The sequence below is a fragment of the Kitasatospora sp. NPDC043950 genome, assembly GCF_056435345.1.
The window spans coordinates 49216-68555 of the sequence record NZ_JBWKER010000016.1 but is presented as its reverse complement, the minus strand read 5'-3'; the positions used below and the strand labels follow the sequence as shown (position 1 = coordinate 68555).

Below are 19340 nucleotides of genomic sequence, written 5' to 3'. Positions count from 1 at the left end.
TGCGGCGAACAGAGGGTGTTCTACCTGGGTGTCGTCCCTATCCCTCACCCCGCTGCATGGTGCCGCCCTCCCAGGCCCAGGCGGCGATCTCGACCCGGTTGCGAACCTTCAACTTCGTCTGGACGCTGGCCAGATGGGACTTGACGGTGGAGAGGGAGATGGCCAGCGTCTCGCCGATCTCCTGGTTGGTGCGGCCGCGGGCGACCAGCCGGGCCACGTCCAGTTCCCGGTCGGTCAGGACGGTCGGGGAGAGCGTCGTCGCGGCGGCCTGGGCCGCCCCGGGCCCGGCGGCGGAGAGCCGCTTGAGCAGCCGCACGGTGACGGCGGGGGAGACCATCGCGTCGCCGGCGGCGACCGCGCGGACCGCCTCGATCAGCAGGGTCGATCCGCTGTCCTTGAGTAGGAAGCCCTGGGCGCCGCCGCGCAGCGCGCCGTAGACGTACTCGTCCAGGTCGAAGGTGGTGACCACGACCACCCGCAGCGGGTCGCTCACCCCGGGGCCGGCCAGCAGCCGGGTGACCTGCAGGCCGTTCAGCCGGGGCATGCTGATGTCGACCAGGCAGACGTCGGGCCTCAGTCGGCGGGCGAGTTCGACGCAGGTGGCGCCGTCGGCGGCCTCGCCGAGCACCTCGATGTCGGGCTGGCTGTCGAGGATCAGCCGGAAGCCGGTGCGGACCATGTCCTGGTCGTCCGCGATGAGCACCTTGATGGTCATGCCGGCATCCTCCGAGTGCTGGGGTCCGTGTTCCTCACGGGGAGCAGGGCCGTCAGCTCCCATCCTCCCGCATCGTCCGGGCGCTCGGTGAGCGTTCCTCCGACCGCCCGGACGCGCTCCTGGAGCCCGAGGAGGCCGAGGTCCTGCTGTCCGAGGTGGGGGACACGCAGACCCTTGCGGGCCGTTCCCCCGCGCGGCGGTCCGCTGCGCACGGTGGCCTCCAGGGTGGACGGGCCGAGGCCTATCCGTACGGTGACCCCGGTGGCGTCCGGGGCGTGCCGGCGCACGTTGCTCAGGCCCTCGGTGATCACCCGGTGCGCGGTGGTGGCGATCTCGGGGGCGAGCCGGGCGGTGAGCGCGGCCTCGTCCAGTTGCAGGTCCACCGAGGCGCCGCCCCGGCGGAAGGACTCCACCATGACGGGTATGTGCGCGATGCCCTGCCCCGAGAGCGGCGAGGCGGCGGCCAGGTCGGTGCCCTCGCGCAGCATGGTGACCAACTGCCGCATCGACTCCAGGGATTCGCTGCCGGCCTGCTCGATGTCGTCGAAGATCGGGACGACTTCCTGTGGCGCGGTCTGCCAGATCGCCCGGCCGGCCTGAGCCAGCACGATGATGCCGGTGACGTGGTGGGCGACGAAGTCGTTGAGGTCGTTGGCGAGGTCGATCAGTTCGTCGCGGCGAACCTGTTCCACGGCCCGGAGCCGGCGGGTGTCGGCCGCGCGCAGGTAGCAGCCGAGGGCGATCGCGACGCCGGCGACGATGGCCAGCAGCACGACGGTCAGCACCGTCCCGGAGGTGCTGCGGGAGACCCGTGCGGCCAGCCCCAGCAGGGCGATCACCAGGGCGGCGCAGGTGCCGAGGACGGCGGCGCGGGCGCGGATGTGCCGGGCGGTGGTGATCAGCAGGAGGCTGAGCGCGAGCAGCTCCATCAGCCCGGGGGAGTCCTGCTCGGTGCCGCGGACGAAGCCCACGGCGGACCAGACCAGCGACCAGAGCGCGGCCGCCCCGGCGCGCAGCTCGGGCCGGCCTCGCGGGCCGAACAGCACCAGGGCGGCCGGGACCAGCCCGGCGAGCGGCAGCAGTGGTCCGGCGGTGTCCAGACTCATGGCCAGGTCCAGCAGCCACAGCACGCCGAACCCGACCGCCAGGGCGGCCCGGGCGGCGCGCGGCAGGGTGGACACCGGCGTCGCCGGGGACGCCTGGTCCGGGGCCGGTTGGGCGAGGAGGTCTCGGAGGCTGGGGAGCCGCACGGGCCGGCCTTTCGGGTCGGTGGAGTCGGACGGTCGATCAGGGAACGGGAGGCCGGAAGGTCGCGGGGGAGCGGGTAGGTCGGGCGGTCGGTGCCGTCGGCTGGCCGGGGACGGTCGGAGCGGCGCCCGGACGGGGGTGCCGGGCGCCGCTCGGGCCTGGGGCCGGGGCCGGCCGGGCCTGTCCCGGAGGGCGGTGGTTCAGCGGTTGGCGCGCCGTACGGAGTCCACGCCGAGAGCCAGGGCGGCCAGTAGCACCGCGGCGGCGGCCACCGCGGCCGTGCCCGGGCCCTTGCCCTCCGCCACGCCGAGGAAGTCGACCTCGGGGATGCGGTTGAACATCGCGTACCAGAGCAGCGGGTAGAGCGCCTGGAACAGCCGGGGACCGCGGCTGACGATCCCGCAGAGCATCGCCAGGGCGGGCACCACCAGGGCGCCGACCAGGGCGGCGACCGCCGCGCCGGTGTCGCCGGAGGCGATCAGCCGGACGATCGGCACCGCGGTGACGGCCAGTGCCACGGCGATCCCGGCGAGCAGTCCTGCCAGCAGCCGGCGGCCTGCGGCCGGGCAGGCGGCGAGCAGGTCGTCGATGCTCCCGGCGCCGGCGTGGTTGCCCATCCGGGACCAGATGAGCACCGGCCAGAGCACGGTGAGCGGCAGCACCGGGTGGAGGACGTTCCCGCTCGGGACGAACGCGGCGAGCACGGCCAGGGCCAGCGTGCCCAGCCACCACCAGCGCATGCCCTGGAGCAGGACGCGTACCTCGCCGACCAGTGTGGGCAGGAAGGACGAGCCCATCCGGGGCGGCGTCAACAGGGACGGGTCGAGGCCGAAGGAGGTGCCCGCGCCGGCGGCCGGCTCCTCGGCGTGGTCGGCGTGCTCGGCACCGGTCCGGTCGGCCGCGCCCTTGGCGCCCGGGACCAGCGCGCCGACCGCGCCGATGGCGGCGGACGGGTCGAAGCGGCGGAACCAGAGCACCGACAGCAGCGCGGCCACCAGCGAACCGGCCACCAGCAACGCGGCGTTGGCCAGCAGGCCGCCGCCCAGATCGCCGAGACCGAGGCCCTGCCAGTCGAAGGTGACCGGGGTCTTGTCGTCGGAGGTGAGGCCGACGCCGAAGCGCACCGCCTCGGCCGGGTGCCCGGCCGCCGAGATCGCCTGGCGCATCGACTCGCTGATCCGTTCCATGCTCAGCAGGTCGTACGCGCCGGAGGCCTGGGAGGCCATGATGCCGACCAGCCAGACCACGAACCAGATCAGCGCGCCGACGCCGCCGCGCAGGCCCGGCAGGGTGTCGAAGAGCACCGCGCAGGCCGCGACGAGGGCCAGCAGCGGGAGCGTGATCAGGACGAAGGGCAGCAGCAGGCGCACGACGTCGACGTGGTACGACTCGCCCTTGACCAGCTGCACGCCGAACGCGGTCACCGCGAGGGCGAGCAGCATCGAGCCGAGCACCAGCAGGTTGCTGCAGAACTTGCCGAACAGGTACGAGGGGCGGGTCATCGGCGTGGCCGCGAGGATCTGGCCGACGCCGTTGCGCTCGTCCTTGGGGACGGTGCCGCGGGTGATGTTGAAGCCGGCCAGCGCCAACCAGACAGCGCCGCCGAGCGCGGTGACGGTGCCGACGTAGCCGCTGGTGTACAGGCCCCGGTAGCCGCTGATCTGGAAGACCTGCCAGGTCGAGGAGCCGACCGGGGCGGCCAGCAGGCCCAGGGCGAGCGTGCCGAGCAGGACCACCAGGTAGGCGGGACGGCGTCGGCGCTCCCGGAAGTCGGCGAGGGCGAGCGCGGTGACGGTGCCCGCCATCAGCGCACCACCGCCTGCGGGACGGCCGGAGCCGGGGCGGAGGTCAGCAGCAGGTAGGCGTCGTCGAGCCCCGGCGGGACCGGTTCGGCGTGCTGGGCGGGCGCGTGCGGGGAGATCACCCGGGCGCGAACGCCCTGCGGGGTGCGGGTGGTGCCGCCGAGGACGAACCGCGAGCGTAGGGCCGGGATCTGGTCGGAGGCCACGGTGAGCTCCCAGACCGAGCCCTCGGCGAGCCGCAGGAGCTCCTCCGGGGTGCCGTGGTGGATCAGCCGGCCCTTGCCCATGATGGCGATCCGGTCGGCGGTGGCCGCCACGTCGGAGACGATGTGGGTGGAGAGGATCACGATCCGCTCGGAGCCGAGGCCGGTGAGCAGGTTGCTGAACCGCATCCGCTCCTCCGGGTCGAGGCCGACGGTCGGCTCGTCGACGATCAGCAGCTGGGGGTCGTTGAGCAGCGCCTGGGCGATGCCGACCCGCTGGCGCATGCCTCCGGACATCGAACCGAGCCGCTGCTTGGCGGCTCCGGAGAGGTTGACCAGGTCGAGCAGCTCGGTGATCCGGGCGTTCGCGGAACGGCCCTGCAGCCCCTTGGCCGAGGCCAGGTAGGAGAGGAACTCGCGGGCGGTCAGCTGCGGGTAGACGCCGAAGTCCTGTGGCAGGTAGCCGATGGTGCGGCGCAGCGGGCCGGGGTTCTCGGCGATGTCGGTGCCGTTCCAGAACACCCGGCCGGAGGTCGGCTTGGTGACGGTGGCCAGGATTCGCATCAGGCTGGACTTGCCGGCGCCGTTGGAGCCGAGCAGGCCGAGCACGCCGGGGCGCAGGGTCAGCGAGAAGGAGTCCACCGCTCGCTTGCCGCCGCGGTACTCCTTGGTCAGATCGGTGATCTGGAGTTCCATCGCTCAGTCCTTCGTGTTGACGCGGACGACACCGACCTTGGAGGCGACGGTGATGGCGTGGGCGGAGTTCGGGTCCTCGCCGACCTCCACGTGGGGGTTGGACGAGCCGGCCTTGGCCTCGACGTGGTAGCGGGTGCCGTCCTCGGGGACCCGCACGGTGATGCTGCCGGTGTCGGACTCGGCCTTGACCTTGTCGGGCGCCTTGACGAAGGTCAGCTTCACGCTGCCGTTCTCGTTGGCGACGTCCACGTCGGCGGAGGAGAGGCCGCTCGCGTCGACCTTGCCCTTGTCGGTGCGGACGGTGAGCGGCGCGGCGAGGCCGTCGAGGTCCACCGAGCCCTGCTCGGTCTTCACGTCGAGCTTGCCGTCGATGCCCTTGGCGGTGATGCCGGCCGATCCGCTGCCCTGGACGGTCACGGCCACGCCCTTGGGGACGTGCACGGTGTACTGGGCCTTGCAGTTGAGGACGATGCCGCTGCACTTGCCGGACAGCTTGAGGGTCTCGCCCTCCAGCGTCCAGGCGGCGTTGCCGTCCTTCGCGGCCTGGCCGGCGAGCCTGCGGTCGGCCCTGAGGGTGGTGCCGTCGGCGGGCACCAGGGTCACATCCTTGTCGGTGTCCACGGTGAGGTGCGTGCCCTGGAAGCCGAAGTCCTTGGAATCGTTGCGGGGTTGGGCGTCCAGGTCGTCGCTCACACCGCAGCCCGTGAGTGCGATGGCCAGTGCGGAGATCGGGGCCACCCAGGCCAGCTTGGCGGTCGACATTTTCATACCCGTCATGCTCCCGGCGGGGCCGGGGCGGCGACATCCGCCTTTCGGGAGAGATCGGCGGGGCGTCTCGTTCCTTTGGCCGAGGACGCGCTCTCGTTCTTTCGGCCGGGGCGGCACGGATGAACGGACGGGGGTGGACCGGGGGTTCACTATACGAATTCCCCGGGGAAAGAGCGCCCGCCCGGCACGGGCCGGTGAAGGCCGTGCCGGGCGGGCGGGGAAGGGGTGTTCGGAAGCGGTTGTCGCGGGCCGTCGGCTCCGACCTCAGATCAGCACGGTCCGCTTTCCGGTGACGGCGCTGATTCGCCGGGCGTCGCGGGTGAGATTGACCCGCTTGAGCCAGCGGTCGGTGCCGTCGAAGCGGCAGCGGAAGGACTCCCGGCCGTGCACCACCCGGAAGTTGTCGACGAAGACCAGGTCGCCGGGGGCGAGCGAGATCCGCTCCACGTGCTCGCCGAGGACGGCCTGGACGGTCTCCACGGCTTCGGCGGCCGCGTCGTCGCCGGGCAGCGGGCGCATGAAGTCGATGTCGAAGCGCAGGTAGGGGGCGTTCGGGGGGCCGAACAGCACGGCGCCGAGCTGCGAGCCGTCGCCGGCGCTGTCGGGCAGCGAGCCGAGGTTGTGGGAGTCGTCCGGGAGGAACAGGAAGCGCTCCTGGAACAGCACCTCGCGGACGTTCTGAGGCAGGTCGAGTGCCTCGGCGCGGACGTAGGTGGTGCCCACCTGGGTGGGGTTGCGCAGGCACAGCAGGGCCACGTAGTCGCTGCGGCAGGGGTGGAAGACGTCCTCGGTGTGGAAGTTGAGTTCCCTGGTGCTGCTGGCGCTGGTCAGCGAGTTGTCGTCCTCGGGGGTGGGGCAGACGTCGTGGACCAGCCGGCCGGCCTGCTGGCTGGTCCAGCCGAACGGCTCGGCGAGCCCGGCGCCGACCAGGGCCAGCACGCCTTCCTCGTGCCAGCCCGCGCCGAGCTTGGCGGCCGGTTCCCAGCCGAGCGGGGTGGGCTCCAGGTCGGCCCGGACCGGAAGGTTGGAGACCACGGTGATGGCCTCCTCGCCGGTGCGGGTCGCGGCGAGGAAGGTCCGCAGCCGCTCCGGCAGCCGCTGGGCGGCGCCGGTGGCAGCCGCGGACATCCGCGAGGGGTCCTGGTCGCCGTTCAGGGACTCCAGGAATTCATCGGCGAGAACCGCGATCTCGTCGCGCTCTTCATCGTGCAACCGCAGCGTGGACACCGCTTTCCTTTCTTTCGCGTCGGTGCGCCCTGGGGGTTTCCGGTCAGGACGCGGTGGAGCGTGGGCGGAGATCGTTCCAGTTGCTCTCGATGTAATGCAGGCAGTCCTCCCTGGAGTCCGGTCCGTACGTCGACGACCAACCGTCTGGAACGTCGAGGAAATCCGGCCAGAGGCTGTGCTGGTTCGCCTGGTTGACCAAAACCCGGAAGGTGCCTTCGGCATTCTCGAACGGGTTTCCCATTCGTCTCTCCCTGAACTGGTGTGGGGCCGGCACTGGCACCGCTCATGCTGGGAAGGGGTTCGGCGTGCTGACAAGCTCGTTAAGTCAGGCCTTAAATCGGAAAACGGACCCTTCGACTTCGCTTCGCCGAATGCCTGCGGCGGACCGGTAAATCGCGCTGACCTGCGGTTATCGTGCCCTGCTTAAGGAGCTGGAGCCTGCTGTTGGTTCCGGTCGAAACTGATGTCACCTGCCGGAAACCGAACAGGAGGCATCCATGTCGATCACTGAAGTGGCGATACCCGGAGCAAAACTGACATCGGCCGACATCTACAACTCGGCGGTGGCATCCTGGGCAATTGCCGCAGCCTGGGAGGTGGGCGCGCTCGACGAGCTGAACGGCGCCGCCTCTCTGGATGCGGAGGAACTGGCGGAAAAGCTCGGGCTGGACCCGGTCGCGTCCCGCGGGATGTTCCAGGCGCTCGCCTCGGTCGGAGTCGTCACCCGTGATGGCGGCACGATCAGCCCCGGCCCGATCTTCGACGAGGTGAACACCTACCGGTCGTACTTCCACTGGCTCAGCCGGGGCTGCTCCGGTCTTTACACCGAAATGCCCTCGGTGCTCCGAAAAGAGAACCGGGTCGGCTCCTTCTACCACCGGGACGGCGCGGCCATCGGCTACGCCTGCCGCGAGCTGTCCTCGTTCTCGTTCGACCCGGCGTTCTGGGCCGCGATGGACCGGCTGCCGTTCGACTTCAAGGTCGCCGCCGACCTCGGCTGCGGCAGCGGCGAGCGGCTCATCCAGATCGCCAACCGCTACCCGGGCACCCGCGGCCTCGGCCTCGACATCGGCCTCCCGGCCGTCGAGATGACCACCCGTGAGGTGGCCAGGGCCGGCCTGTCCGACCGCATCACCGCTCTCCAGGCGGACGCTCGCGACCTGGCCCCGCATCCCGTCTTCGCGGAGGTCGAGCTGCTCACCTGCTTCATGATGGGCCACGACTTCTGGCCCCGCGAGAACGCCGTCAAGTCGATGCGCACCCTGCGCGAGCGGTTCCCCAACGTGCGCCGCTTCCTGCTGGGCGACACCACCCGCACGGTCGGCTACCCGGACCGCGGGATCCCGCTGTTCAACCTCGGCTTCGAGTCCGCCCACGACCTGATGGGGGTGTACGTGCCCACCCTGGACGAGTGGTACGGGGTCTTCGAGGAGACCGGCTGGAAGCTGGCCGGCGAGCAGCGGATCGAGTCGCCCGCCGCCTCCGTCGTCTTCGAGTTGGAGTGACCCCGACACCATGACGACCACCTCGGCACCCCCCACCAGGAGCGTCGACCCGGCCAGCGCCGGCGGGCTCGGCCGGCTGCTGCACCGACTGATCCGCCGGCACACCGTCCCCGGAGCCCAACTCGCCCTCCTGCACCAGGGCGTGACCTCGGTCGTGACGGCCGGGGAGGAGTGCTACGACAGCGGTCGGCCGGTCACCGCGGAGTCCCGGTTCCCGGTCGGCTCGCTCACCAAGCCGTTCACCGCCGCGCTGCTGACGACCCTGGCGGACGAGGGCGAGGTGGACCCGGACGCCCCGCTCGGCGGGCAGTTCCGCGAGTTCGCGGCGCTGCCCGGGGTGCTCGGGAGCGAACTGGCGCTGCGGCACCTGCTCACCCACACCGGCGGACTGCCCGGGAGCCACCCCGCCGAGCAGCCGCCGGCCGACCGCGACCAGTACCTCAGGGAGGCCGCGGCGGCCGTGGTCTGCCCGCCGGGCACGGCCTTCTCCTACTCCAACGTCGGGCTGGTGGCGGCCGGCCGGGTCGCCGAACTGGCCCTCGGCATGCCGTGGGAGGAGGCCGTCACCTCGGTCCTGCTGCGTCCGCTCGGCATCCGCGCGGCCTTCGTCACCGGCTCGGGCGCCGCCGCCGGGCACGTCCCCGGGCACGCCGCGCAGCCGGCGTACGGTACCGCCCGCCCGGTGGCCCAGCTGCTGCCGCCGGTGGAGGCGCCGGCCGGCGCGCTCGCGCTCGCCGCCGCGGACCTGCTGCGGTTCGGCACCCTGCTCGCGGACGAACCGGTGCGCCCGCGAGGGCCGCTGCTGCCGCCGCCCCGGGTCACCGAGACGATGCGCCGGATCGAGCCGAACACCGACGCGTTCGGCCTGGCCGACGCTTGGGGCCTCGGCCTCGCGCACTACCTGGCCCCGGACGGCCGGACCTGGGTCGGTCACGACGGCACCGGCGACGGCACCTCCTGCCACCTGCGGGTCGACCCGCAGGAGGGCACGGTCGTCGCGCTGACCACCAACGCGGGCACCGGACTCGCGCTCTGGGACGACCTGCTGGCCGAACTGGGCGGGGCCGGGATCGAGGTCGGCAGTCACCCGTTCACCCGGCTGCGCGGCGACGCGCCGCCGGCCCCCGACCACCTCCTCGCCGACTGCGCGGGGACCTACCGCAACGGCGCCACCGAGTACCGCCTGGTCCATGACCCGGACGGCCTGCGGCTCGACCAGGGAGGCCGACCGTTCGCCCGGCTCGCCGTCCGGTCGGACCTGGCGTTCTCGGTCGTCGAGCTGACCACCGAGCGGACCGGCTACACCGGCCGCTTCCACCGGGACCCGGACACCGGGCGGATCGACCGCATGCAGGTCGGCGGGCGCCTGGCGGCCCGGTGGTGAGCGGCGGCGCACGGCAGTAACCAGCGTGTTCCGGACTCCCGCGACCCGCGGGAGTCCGAAGCCGTCGTCGGACCGGACGGCCGGGCGGCTGAACGGGCAGAGCAGACCGAAGGGCAGGAGACACAACCATGTCGCACGAGGCGGCTTCCCCGGACGCACGGCTCATCACTGGTACCGACCCGGCGTCGGCGGAGGCGGCAGGGTGGCACGCGGGACCGCCGGCGCCCGCCGCCGGCACCCTGCCCGAGCTGCTGCGCCGGCAGGTCGAGCGGGCCCCGAGGGCGCCCGCCCTGGTGTCCGGGGTCGGCACCCTCTCGTACGCCGAGCTGGACAGCCGGACCAACCGGCTGGCGCACCTGCTGATCGACCGGGGCGTCGGCCCCGGCAGCATCGTGGCGCTCGGCATGGCCCGCGGCGCGGATCTCGTGCTGGCGGCCATCGCCACCACCAAGGCCGGCGCCGCCTACCTGCCGGTCGATCCGGCCTACCCGGCCGAGCGGGTCGCCTACGTCCTCGCCGACGCCTCGCCGCGGCTGCTGCTCACCAACGGCGCCGGTTCGGTCCGGGCCGTCGACGGCCCGTCGGCCGTGCTGGACCTCGCCGACCCGGCCGTCGCCGAGGCGCTGGCGGGCTGCCCGGACACCGACCCGGCCGCGGCCGGGAAGGTCGGGCCGGGACACCCGCTGGACGCCGCGTACGTCATCTACACCTCCGGATCCACCGGGCGCCCCAAGGGCGTGGCCGTGCCCCACCACGGCCTCGCCGCCCTCACCGCCCAGCACGTCGCCCAGCTGGCGGCCGGCCCCGGTTCCCGGGTGCTGCAGTTCGCCAGCCCCAGTTTCGACGCCTCGGTGTTCGAACTCTCCATGGCGCTGCTCACCGGCGGCACGCTGGTCCTGGCCGATGCCGCGCGGCTGGTACCCGGTCCGGCCTTCGCCGACCTGCTGGCCGAACTGCGGATCACCCACGTCACCCTGCCGCCTGCGGTGCTCGCCACCCTGCCGGACGGGGCGGTCCCGGCCGGCGTCACCGTCGTCACGGCCGGCGAGGCCTGCTCCGCCGCGGTCGCGGCCCGTTGGGCGCCCGGCCGGCTGATGGTCAACGGGTACGGGCCGACCGAGTCCACCGTCTGCGCCACCATGAGCGACCCGATCCCCGGGGACGGCACCGCCCCCGACATCGGACGCCCGGTGACCGGCACCCGGGTGCACGTCCTCGACGAGTGGCTGCGGCCGGTCGCCCCCGGCGCCGTCGGCGAGCTGTACGTGGCCGGGGACGGGCTGGCGCTCGGCTACCTGGGCCGCCCCGGTCTGACCGCCGAGCGCTTCGTCGCCGACCCGTACGGACCGGCCGGCGGCCGCCTCTACCGCACCGGCGACCTCGCCGAGTGGACCGCGGACGGCGTGCTGCGCTACCGCGGCCGGACCGACGACCAGGTCAAGATCCGGGGCTTCCGGGTCGAGCTGGGCGAGGTCGAGGCCGCCGTGCTGACCCACCCGGCCGTCGCCGAGGCCGCCGCCGGAGCACCCGAGGACGAGCGCGGCCACCGCCGACTGGTCGTCCACGTTCGCGCGGAGGCGGGCCTGGCCGCGCCCACCCGGGCCGAGCTCGCCGCCCACCTGCGCCGCACCCTGCCCGAGCACCTGCTGCCCTCCGCGGTGGTCCCGGTCGGGCACTTCCCGCTCAACCCCTCCGGAAAGGTGGACCGCGCCGAACTGCCCGCGCCGGACTGGACCGGCCGCGGGGTCGCCCACGTGCCGGCGAACGGCCCGGTCGAGAAGGCCGTGGTCCGGATCTGGGAGGAGGCCCTCGGCACCACCGGTGTCGGGACCACCGACGACTTCTTCGACCTCGGCGGCGACTCGCTGCTGGGCGCCCGCGTCCTGGCCCGGCTGAAGGCGGAGTTCGGCACCGCACCGAGCCTGCGCGAGCTGTTCGCCGCGCCGACCGCGGGCGCGGTCGCCGCCCTGGTCGGACCGGCCGGGTACATCCCCGCCCCGGTCGGGGCCGTCGCGCGCGACGGCGCGCCGCGTGGCCGCGGCGGCACCGTGCCGATGTCCTTCGCCCAGGAGAGCCTCTGGTTCCTTCACGACGCCGCCCCGGCCCTGGCCGGGTACGGCGCCGCGGTCGGCATCGAGCTGGCCGGCGAACTGGACGACGCGGCGCTGCGCGCCGCCTTGGGCGCGGTGCTCGCCCGGCACGAGGTGCTCCGCACCACCTTCCGGGCCGGCGAGCACGGCGGCGTGCAGGTGGTGCACGAGCCCGGCGAGCCCGCGCTCGACGTGGTCGACCTCACCGCGCTGTCGGCCGGGAAGGCGGCGGACGAGCACGAGCGACTGCTCGCCGAGGCGACGGCCCGTCCGTTCGACCTGGTGGCCGGGCCGCTGCTGCGCGCCCTGCTGATCCATCTGCCCGGGCGGCGGCACGTGCTGGTGCTGGACCAGCACCACATCGTCACCGACGGCTGGTCCACCCGCGCCCTGCTCCGGGAGCTCTTCGAGCTCTACGGCCGGGCCGTGCACGGGCCGCTCGGCCCGGTGGCGCCGGCGCCCGACCAGTTCGCCCGCCACGCCGCCGACCAGCGCGAACGGGCCCGGGCCGGCGCCTGGGACGCCGACATCGCGTACTGGCGCGAGCGGCTCGCCGACCTGCCGCCGCTCGACCTGCCCGCCGACCGGCCGCGCTCGGCGGCCCGCACCGGCGCCGGCGCCCTGCACCGGTTCCGTGTCCCGGCCGAGCTGGCCGCCGGGCTGCGCGCCCTGTCCCGGGCCCGTCGGGCCACCGTCTTCATGACGCTGACCGCCGCCGTGCACGTCCTGCTGGCCCGGCACAGCGGCCAGCGCGACTTCGCGCTCGGCATCGCCACCGCCGGCCGCCGCGACGGCGTGGACGACGACACCCAGGGCTTCTTCGCCAACCTGGTGCCGCTGCGCACCGCGCTCGACCCCGCCCGGCCGTTCGGTGAACTCGTCGACGCCGTAAGGGAGTCCACCCTGGTCGCGGTCGAGCACGGCGAGGTGCCGTTCGACCGGCTGGTCGAGGCGCTGCGTCCGGTCCGCGAACCGGGCCGGATGCCGCTGGTGCAGGCCGCCGTCACCTACCAGGAACCGCTGCTGCGCCCCGGGGCGGCGGCCGCCGGGCTCGACCTGGCCGAGGCCGAACTCCCGCGATCCTCCTCGCGGTTCGACCTGCTCTTCGAGTTCTGGAACCACGGCGACACGCTCGGCGCCGGCATCGAGTACAGCACCGACCTGTTCACCGCTGCCACGGTCGCCCGGCTGGCGGACCACCTGCTCGGCCTGCTCCGGTCGGCCGTCGCCGACGCCGGCGCGCCCGCCGGGGAGCTCGCCCTGGTCGGCGCGGAGGACGCCGGGGCCCGGCGGGCCCGGGCCGACTGGCACGACACCGAGACCACCTACCCGCGCGAGGCCCGGGTCCACGAGCTGTTCGAGTACGTCGCCCGGCTCCGCCCGGATGCCGTCGCCCTGGTGCACGAGGAGACCGCCGTCCGCTACGGCGAGCTCAACACCCGGGCCAACCGGCTGGCCCGCCGACTGGCAGCCGCCGGGGTCGGGCGCGGCACGCTCGTCCCGGTCTGCGCCCGGCGCTCGCCAGGGATGGTCGTCGGGCTGCTGGCGGTGCTCAAGGCCGGCGGCGCCTACGCGCTGCTCGACACCGGCCTGCCGGTCGAGCGGCTGCGGCTGATGATCGAGGACCTGGCCGCGCCGGTCGCACTCGTCGGGGCCGACGCCGAGGCGACCGTCCGGGCGGCCTGGCCCGCCGCGGGCGACCCGGTCCTGCTGTCGCTCACCGACCCGGCCACCGACGCCGAGGACGACTCCGACCCGGCCGTCCCGGGCAGCGCCGAGGACCCGGCGACGGTGATGTTCACCTCCGGCTCCACCGGTCGGCCCAAGGGTGTGCTGGCGGCCCACCGCGCCACCGTGCGCACCTTCGTCGGCACCGACTACGCCCGGTTCGGGCCGGACGAGGTGGTTCTGCAGTCGGCGCCGATCTCCTGGGACGCGTTCTCCCTGGAGCTGTTCGGCGCGCTGCTGCACGGCGCCCGCTGCGTTCTCCAGCCGGCCCCCACGCCCGAGCCGGAGGCGATCGCCGAGCTCGTCGAGCGGCACGGCGTCACCACCCTGTGGCTGTCCTCCAGCCTGTTCAACGTGATGGCCGAGGAGTACCCGGGCGTCTTCGGGACGCTCCGCCAGGTGCTGACCGGCGGCGAGGCGGTCTCGGTCGAGCACGTCGGCCGGGTGCTGCGCCGCCACCCCGGGCTGCGCCTGGTCAACGGCTACGGACCGGTGGAGTCCATGGTGTTCGCCACCACCCACCGGATCACCGAGCGGGACCTGGAGCGGGCCTCGGTGCCGATCGGCCGCCCGCTGGCCAACACCCGGGTCCACCTGCTGGACCAGGACGGACGGCCGGTGGCGGACGGCGTGCCCGGCGAGCTGTACCTGGCCGGCGACGGCCTGGCGATCGGCTACCTCGGCCGGCCCGAGCTGACCGCCGAGCGGTTCGGCCCCGCGGTCTTCGACCCGGCCGAGCGGCTCTACCGCACCGGCGACCTGGCCCGGATGCTGCCCGAGGGCGTGCTGGAGTTCCTCGGCCGGGCCGACGACCAGGTCAAGGTGCGCGGCTTCCGGATCGAGCCCGGCGAGATCGTCGCCGCCCTGCTGCGGCTGCCGGAGCTGGCCGACGCCGCCGTCCTGGCACTGCCGGACGGCGCGGGCTCCAAGCGCCTGGTCGGCTACCTGGTGCCCCGGGCCGCCGAGCAGCGCCCGGACACCGCCGCGGTGCGCGCCGCGCTGGCGCAGCACCTGCCCTCGTACATGGTGCCGTCCGCCTTCGTCACGCTGCCGGCGCTGCCGCTGAACGCCGCCGGGAAGCTCGACCGGGCCGCCCTGCCGGTGCCCGAGGCCGACGCCGGGCGGGCCTACCTGGCGCCGCGCGACGAGAAGGAGCGGCTGCTCGCGGAGACCTGGGCCCGACTGCTCGGCGTGGAACAGGTCGGTGTCGAGGACAACTTCTTCGAGCTGGGCGGGGACTCCATTCTCACCATGCGGGTCGCCGCCCGGGCCCGCGCCGAGGGGCTCTCCCTGCGCTCCGGCGACGTGATGCGGCATCAGACCGTCGCCGCACTCGCCGCCGTGGCGGTCTGGGCCCGGGACGAGGCGCCCGCCGCCGAACAGGGCCCGGTCGAGGGCGAGCTGCCGCTCACCCCGATCCAGCGCTGGTTCCACGGCACCGACCCGGCCCGGCCCGGGCACTTCGACCAGACCGTCCGGGTCGAACTGGCCCCCGGAGTCGACGAGTCGGCCCTGGAGCGGGCGCTGCGCGCCCTGTTCGCGCAGCACGACGCCCTGCGGCTGCGCTTCACCGGGGCCGTCGGCCACCACGCGCCCGGCCCGGGCGGCCCCCTGCTGCACGTCGTCGATCTGGCCGGCCTGCCGGTCGACGAGCAGGACCGCCGGATCGACGACACGGCCGAGCGGGTCGAGGAGTTCGACCTCGCGGAGGGCCCGCTGTTCGGTGCCACCCTGCTGCGCGGCGACACCGGGCGCCCGGACGTGCTGGTGCTGGCGGCCCACCACCTGGTGGTCGACGGCGTCTCCTGGCGCATCCTGCTGGAGGACCTCGCCGACGCCTACCGGCAGGCCGCGGTCGGCCGGGAGGTGCGGCTCGGCGCCAAGACCACCTCGTTCCGGGCCTGGGCGCTCGACCTCGAAACCCGCACCGCCGCCGGCGAGTTCGAGCCCGAGCGGGCCTACTGGGACGGCGTGCCGGACCTGGCGACGCCCCGGCTGCCGCGCGACCGGGCAGGCGCCAACACCGCGGCTTCGACCCGCACGCTGACCGTCCGGCTGACCGCCGCCGAGACGGACGCGGTGCTCCGGGAGCTCCCGGCCCGCTACCGGGGCGGCCCGGACGACGTCCTGCTGAGCGCGCTCGGCACCGCGCTGGCCGCCTGGACCGGCCTGCCGAAGGTGCTGGTGGACCTGGAGGGCCACGGCCGGGCCGAGCGGGACGGCACCGACCTGTCCCGCACCGTCGGCTGGTTCACCGCCGTGTACCCCGTCGCCCTCGACCTGCCCGACCCGGCCGCCGGCTGGCCGGCCGTGCTCAAGTCCGTCAAGCAGCGACTGCGGGACGTCCCCGGCGGCGGCCTCGGCCACGGCGCGCTGCGCGACGCGGCCGCCCACCGCACCGAGCGCGACCGCGCGCCCGAGGTGAGCTTCAACTACCTCGGGCGCTTCGAGGAACTGCCCGAGGGCGGCCCGTTCGAGGCGGGCACCCGGCCACGGATGTGGCTGCGGCAGTCCCCGGAGTCGGTCCGTCCCCACCTGCTCGACGTCATCGCCGTCCTCGGCGACGACGGCGCCCTGGAGCTGCTCTGGCAGTACTCCGACCAGGTGCACGAGGAGGCCACCGTACGGCGCCTCGCCGAGGCCACCGCCGACGCGCTGCGCGCGCTGGCCGCGCACGCGGGCGAACCCGGAGCCGGCGGCCGGACCCCCTCGGACTTCCCGCTGCTGCGGCTGGACCAGACCGCGGTGGACCGGCTGGCCGGTGACGGCCGAGCGGTGGCGGACCTCTACCCGCTCACCGCGATGCAGGCCGGCATGCTCTTCCACTCGTTGGAGGCCGCCGCCGAGACCGGCGGTCAGGACGCCTACTTCGCCCAGTTCGCCTTCGTGCTGGACGGCGTGGACCGCGTCGACCTGCTGGAACGCGCCTGGCGCAACACCGTCGACCGAACCCCGGTGCTGCGCACCACGGTCGCCGACACCGGGGCCGGCGGGTTCGTCCAGCGGGTGCTGCGGACCGTCCCCACCCCGCTGACCGTGCTGGACTGGAGCGGACTGGACGAGGCCGGACGGGCCGAGGCGTTGGAACGGCTCTTCGCCGCCGACCGCGCGCTCGGCGTGGACCTGGCCGACGGCCCGCTCACCCGGCTCACCGCGGCCCGGCTGGACAGCGGCTCGCTCCACCTGCTGTGGACCTTCCACCACGCGCTGCTGGACGGCTGGAGCCTCTACCAGGTGCTCTCCGACCTGTTCGCCGAGTACGCGGCGCTGCGCGCCGGCCGGCCGTCCGCCGCCGTCGAGCGGCCGCCGTTCCGCGACTACGTGGCCTGGCAGCTCGCTCGGGACACCGACGAGGCGCAGCGGTACTTCACCGAGCGGCTGGCGAGCCTGACCACCGCCACCCCGCTGCCCTTCGACCGCAGGCCGACCGGCGAGCACCGGGTCAGGTCCTCCGCGCGGCTGCGGGTGGAACTGCCGGCCGAGCTGTCCGCCCGGGTCTACCGGGCCGCGCGGGACCGGCAGGTCACCGTGAACACGGTGGTCCAGGGCGCCTGGGCGCTGCTGCTGTCCCGGCTGTCCGGGCAGGGCGACGTCTGCTTCGGCGCGACCGTCTCCGGCCGCCCCAACGACCTCGACGGCGCGCCGGACATGGTCGGGCTGTTCATCGGCACCCTGCCGGTCCGTGCCCTCGCGGACCCGCGGGCCGAGCTCGGGCCCTGGCTGCGCGAGCTCCAGCAGGAGCAGGTGCGGGCCCGCGTCCACGAGCACCTGCCGCTCACCGCGATCCAGGCCCGCAGCGGGATCGCCGCCCCGGCCAGGCTCTTCGACAGCGTGCTGGTCTTCGAGAACTACCCGGTGGACGACGCCGCGCTCACCGTCGGCGGCCTCGCCCTGCGCGACGTGAGCGCCGACGCCGAGACCACCAACTATCCCGTGGCGGTGGGCGTCTACCCGACCGAGCGGCTGACCTTCTCGTTCGCCTACGACCCCGCCCTGTTCGACGAGCGGACGGTGCGGACCTTCGCCGACCGGCTCGGTCTGCTGCTGGGCGGCATGGCCGAGCCGGAGCGGGACGCACCGACCCGGCTGGTGGACCTGCCCTGGCTGACCGAGGACGAGCTGCGGCGGCACCTGACCGGCCACGACGACACCGCGATCGCCGTGGACCGCACCACCGTGCCGGAGCGGATCGCCGCCCAGGCCCGGCGCACTCCCGCGGCGCTCGCGCTGACCGGCCCCGACGGCCGCCTCGACTACGTCGACCTGGCCGCGCGCTCCGACGCGCTGGCCGCCCGGCTGCGCGCCGCCGGGGTCGGCACCGAGGACGTGGTGGCCGTCGCCATGCGGCCCTCCGTGCTGCTGGTGGTGACCCTGCTCGCGGTGTGGAAGGCCGGCGCCGGATACGTGCCGCTGGACCTCCAGCACCCGGCCCGGCGGCTCGGCGCCCTGCTCGCCGAGTGCGGTCCGGTGCGGCTGCTGGCGGACGCCGAGGGCGCGGCGGCTCTGGACGGCGAGGCGCCGGCCGGCTGCCCGGTCGACCTGGTGGACCTGGCGGGCCTGGCCGGCCCGTACGACCACACAGGGGTCGTCCGACCCGCCCCGGCGGACACCGCGTACGTGCTCTACACCTCCGGTTCGACCGGCACCCCCAAGGGCGTGGTCGTCGAGCACGCCTCGCTGGCGCACTACCTGGCCCACGCCGCCGACGCGTATCCGGGCCTGCGCACCTCGGCCCTGCTGCACTCCTCGATCGCCTTCGACCTCACCGTCACCGCGCTGTGGACCCCGCTGACCCAGGGCGGCACGGTCGTGGTGTCCCCACTGGAGCCGGACGCGCTCGCCGAACTGGCCGCCGCCGGCACCGCGGTGGGTTTCGTCAAGGCGACGCCCAGTCACCTCCCGCTGCTGGAGCGCCTGCCCGACGTGGCGGCCGGCTCGGCCGACCTGGTGGTCGGCGGCGAGCAGTTGCCCGGCGAGAGCCTCGCCGGCTGGCGGGCCCGGCACCCCGGCAGCGCGGTGATCAACGAGTACGGGCCGACCGAGGCGACCGTGGGCTGCATCGTGTACCGGGCCGAGCCCGGGCAGCCGCTCGCCCCGGGCGCCGTCCCGATCGGCCGGCCGATCCGCAACACCCGGGTCCACCTGCTCGACGGCACGCTGCGCCCGGTGCCCGACGGCGTCACCGGCGAGCTGTACCTCGGCGGCGACGGCCTGGCCCGCGGCTACCGGGGCCGTCCGGCGCTGACCGCCGAGCGGTTCGTCGCCGCCCCGTTCGGTGCGCCCGGCGGACGGCTCTACCGCACCGGCGACCTGGCCCGGCGCCGCGCCGACGGCGTGATCGAGTACCTGGGCAGGGTCGACGACCAGGTGAAGGTGCGGGGCTTCCGGATCGAACTCGGCGAGGTGGAGAGCGCGTTGACCCGCCACCCGGGCGTCGCCGCGGCCGCTGCCACGGTCGCCGACGGGGTGCTCGGCGGGCACGTGGTGACCACCGGCGGCCCGGACGCGCCGGACGCGGCCGAGCTGCGCCGCTTCCTGGCCGGGCTGCTGCCCGAGCACATGGTCCCGGCGGGCTTCGCCTTCGTCCCGGCGCTGCCCCTCACCCCCAACGGCAAGGTCGACCGGGCGGCGCTCGGCCGACCCGCGGAACGGCCCGCCGAGCCCGCGGCACCGGAACCGCGGGAGCTGCTGACGCCCACCGAGCAGGCCCTGGCGGACATCTGGTCGGACGTCCTGGAGGTGGCGCAGGTCGGCCCGGACGACGACTTCATCGGCCTGGGCGGGGACTCCATCCGGAGCCTGGGCGTGATGGCGAGCGTCCGCAGGGCGTTCGGGATCTCCCTGTCGCCGCGGGAGGTCATGACGGCCCGGACCGTCTCCGAGCTGGCGGCGCTCATCGAGGACAAGGTCCTGGCGGACATCCTGGCCGCCGAGGGACTGGCGGACACCGGCACGAGCAGCGAGGCATGAGGAG

10 protein-coding genes are annotated in these 19340 nt (G+C 74.4%); 3 read left to right on the top strand and 7 right to left on the bottom strand.

Annotation, left to right across the window (positions count from 1 at the left end):
• Window positions 1-37: 37 nt before the first annotated feature.
• From AC07BF_RS13540 to AC07BF_RS13510, 7 genes are all read right to left on the bottom strand, one after another.
• On the bottom strand, window positions 38-715 hold the full coding sequence (locus AC07BF_RS13540; RefSeq protein ID WP_363623107.1) for a response regulator transcription factor: 678 nt from the start codon (window positions 713-715) through the stop codon (window positions 38-40).
• Window positions 712-1965 (bottom strand): sensor histidine kinase, encoded by a 1254-nt coding sequence (locus AC07BF_RS13535; protein ID WP_400803903.1) that lies wholly within the window; start codon window positions 1963-1965, stop codon window positions 712-714. The genes AC07BF_RS13540 and AC07BF_RS13535 overlap by 4 nt, the downstream gene beginning before the upstream one ends.
• 198 nt (window positions 1966-2163) lie before the next feature.
• Window positions 2164-3768: an ABC transporter permease gene (locus tag AC07BF_RS13530; protein WP_400803900.1), complete on the bottom strand. Its 1605-nt coding sequence runs from the start codon at window positions 3766-3768 to the stop codon at window positions 2164-2166.
• Window positions 3768-4664 (bottom strand): ABC transporter ATP-binding protein, encoded by an 897-nt coding sequence (locus tag AC07BF_RS13525; protein ID WP_363623113.1) that lies wholly within the window; start codon window positions 4662-4664, stop codon window positions 3768-3770. Before AC07BF_RS13525 ends, AC07BF_RS13530 begins: the two co-directional genes overlap by 1 nt.
• 3 nt (window positions 4665-4667) lie before the next feature.
• The gene (locus tag AC07BF_RS13520) at window positions 4668-5432 is read right to left on the bottom strand and encodes a DUF4097 family beta strand repeat-containing protein (RefSeq protein WP_400326935.1); all 765 of its coding nucleotides are present in this window, start codon (window positions 5430-5432) and stop codon (window positions 4668-4670) included.
• A gap of 264 nt (window positions 5433-5696) precedes the next feature.
• Entirely contained in the window at window positions 5697-6659 is a 963-nt protein-coding gene (locus AC07BF_RS13515) for a TauD/TfdA family dioxygenase (RefSeq protein ID WP_400803896.1), read from the bottom strand.
• 43 nt (window positions 6660-6702) lie between these two features.
• A complete protein-coding gene (locus AC07BF_RS13510; RefSeq protein WP_400803893.1) occupies window positions 6703-6900 on the bottom strand; it encodes an MbtH family protein in 198 nt (65 codons plus the stop codon).
• A gap of 256 nt (window positions 6901-7156) precedes the next feature.
• On the opposite strand from AC07BF_RS13510, the gene AC07BF_RS13505 reads away from it, so the two are divergent.
• The 3 genes from AC07BF_RS13505 (at window position 7157) to AC07BF_RS13495 (ending at window position 19336) form a co-directional block, all read left to right on the top strand.
• Entirely contained in the window at window positions 7157-8164 is a 1008-nt protein-coding gene (locus tag AC07BF_RS13505; RefSeq protein WP_363623121.1) for an SAM-dependent methyltransferase, read from the top strand.
• A gap of 10 nt (window positions 8165-8174) precedes the next feature.
• Entirely contained in the window at window positions 8175-9548 is a 1374-nt protein-coding gene (locus AC07BF_RS13500; protein WP_478333386.1) for a serine hydrolase domain-containing protein, read from the top strand.
• 128 nt (window positions 9549-9676) lie between these two features.
• A complete protein-coding gene (locus AC07BF_RS13495) occupies window positions 9677-19336 on the top strand; it encodes an amino acid adenylation domain-containing protein (protein ID WP_478333385.1) in 9660 nt (3219 codons plus the stop codon).
• Window positions 19337-19340 lie beyond the last annotated feature (4 nt).

What these genes read in the sequence shown, in the direction of transcription:
- AC07BF_RS13540 (WP_363623107.1), bottom strand. Translation starts at nt 715, where the DNA reads ATGACCATCAAGGTGCTCATCGCGGACGACCAGGACATGGTCCGCACC.
- AC07BF_RS13530 (WP_400803900.1), bottom strand. Translation starts at nt 3,768, where the DNA reads ATGGCGGGCACCGTCACCGCGCTCGCCCTCGCCGACTTCCGGGAGCGC.
- AC07BF_RS13525 (WP_363623113.1), bottom strand. Translation starts at nt 4,664, where the DNA reads ATGGAACTCCAGATCACCGATCTGACCAAGGAGTACCGCGGCGGCAAG.
- AC07BF_RS13520 (WP_400326935.1), bottom strand. Translation starts at nt 5,432, where the DNA reads ATGAAAATGTCGACCGCCAAGCTGGCCTGGGTGGCCCCGATCTCCGCA.
- AC07BF_RS13510 (WP_400803893.1), bottom strand. Translation starts at nt 6,900, where the DNA reads ATGGGAAACCCGTTCGAGAATGCCGAAGGCACCTTCCGGGTTTTGGTC.
- AC07BF_RS13505 (WP_363623121.1), top strand. Translation starts at nt 7,157, where the DNA reads ATGTCGATCACTGAAGTGGCGATACCCGGAGCAAAACTGACATCGGCC.
- AC07BF_RS13500 (WP_478333386.1), top strand. Translation starts at nt 8,175, where the DNA reads ATGACGACCACCTCGGCACCCCCCACCAGGAGCGTCGACCCGGCCAGC.
- AC07BF_RS13495 (WP_478333385.1), top strand. Translation starts at nt 9,677, where the DNA reads ATGTCGCACGAGGCGGCTTCCCCGGACGCACGGCTCATCACTGGTACC.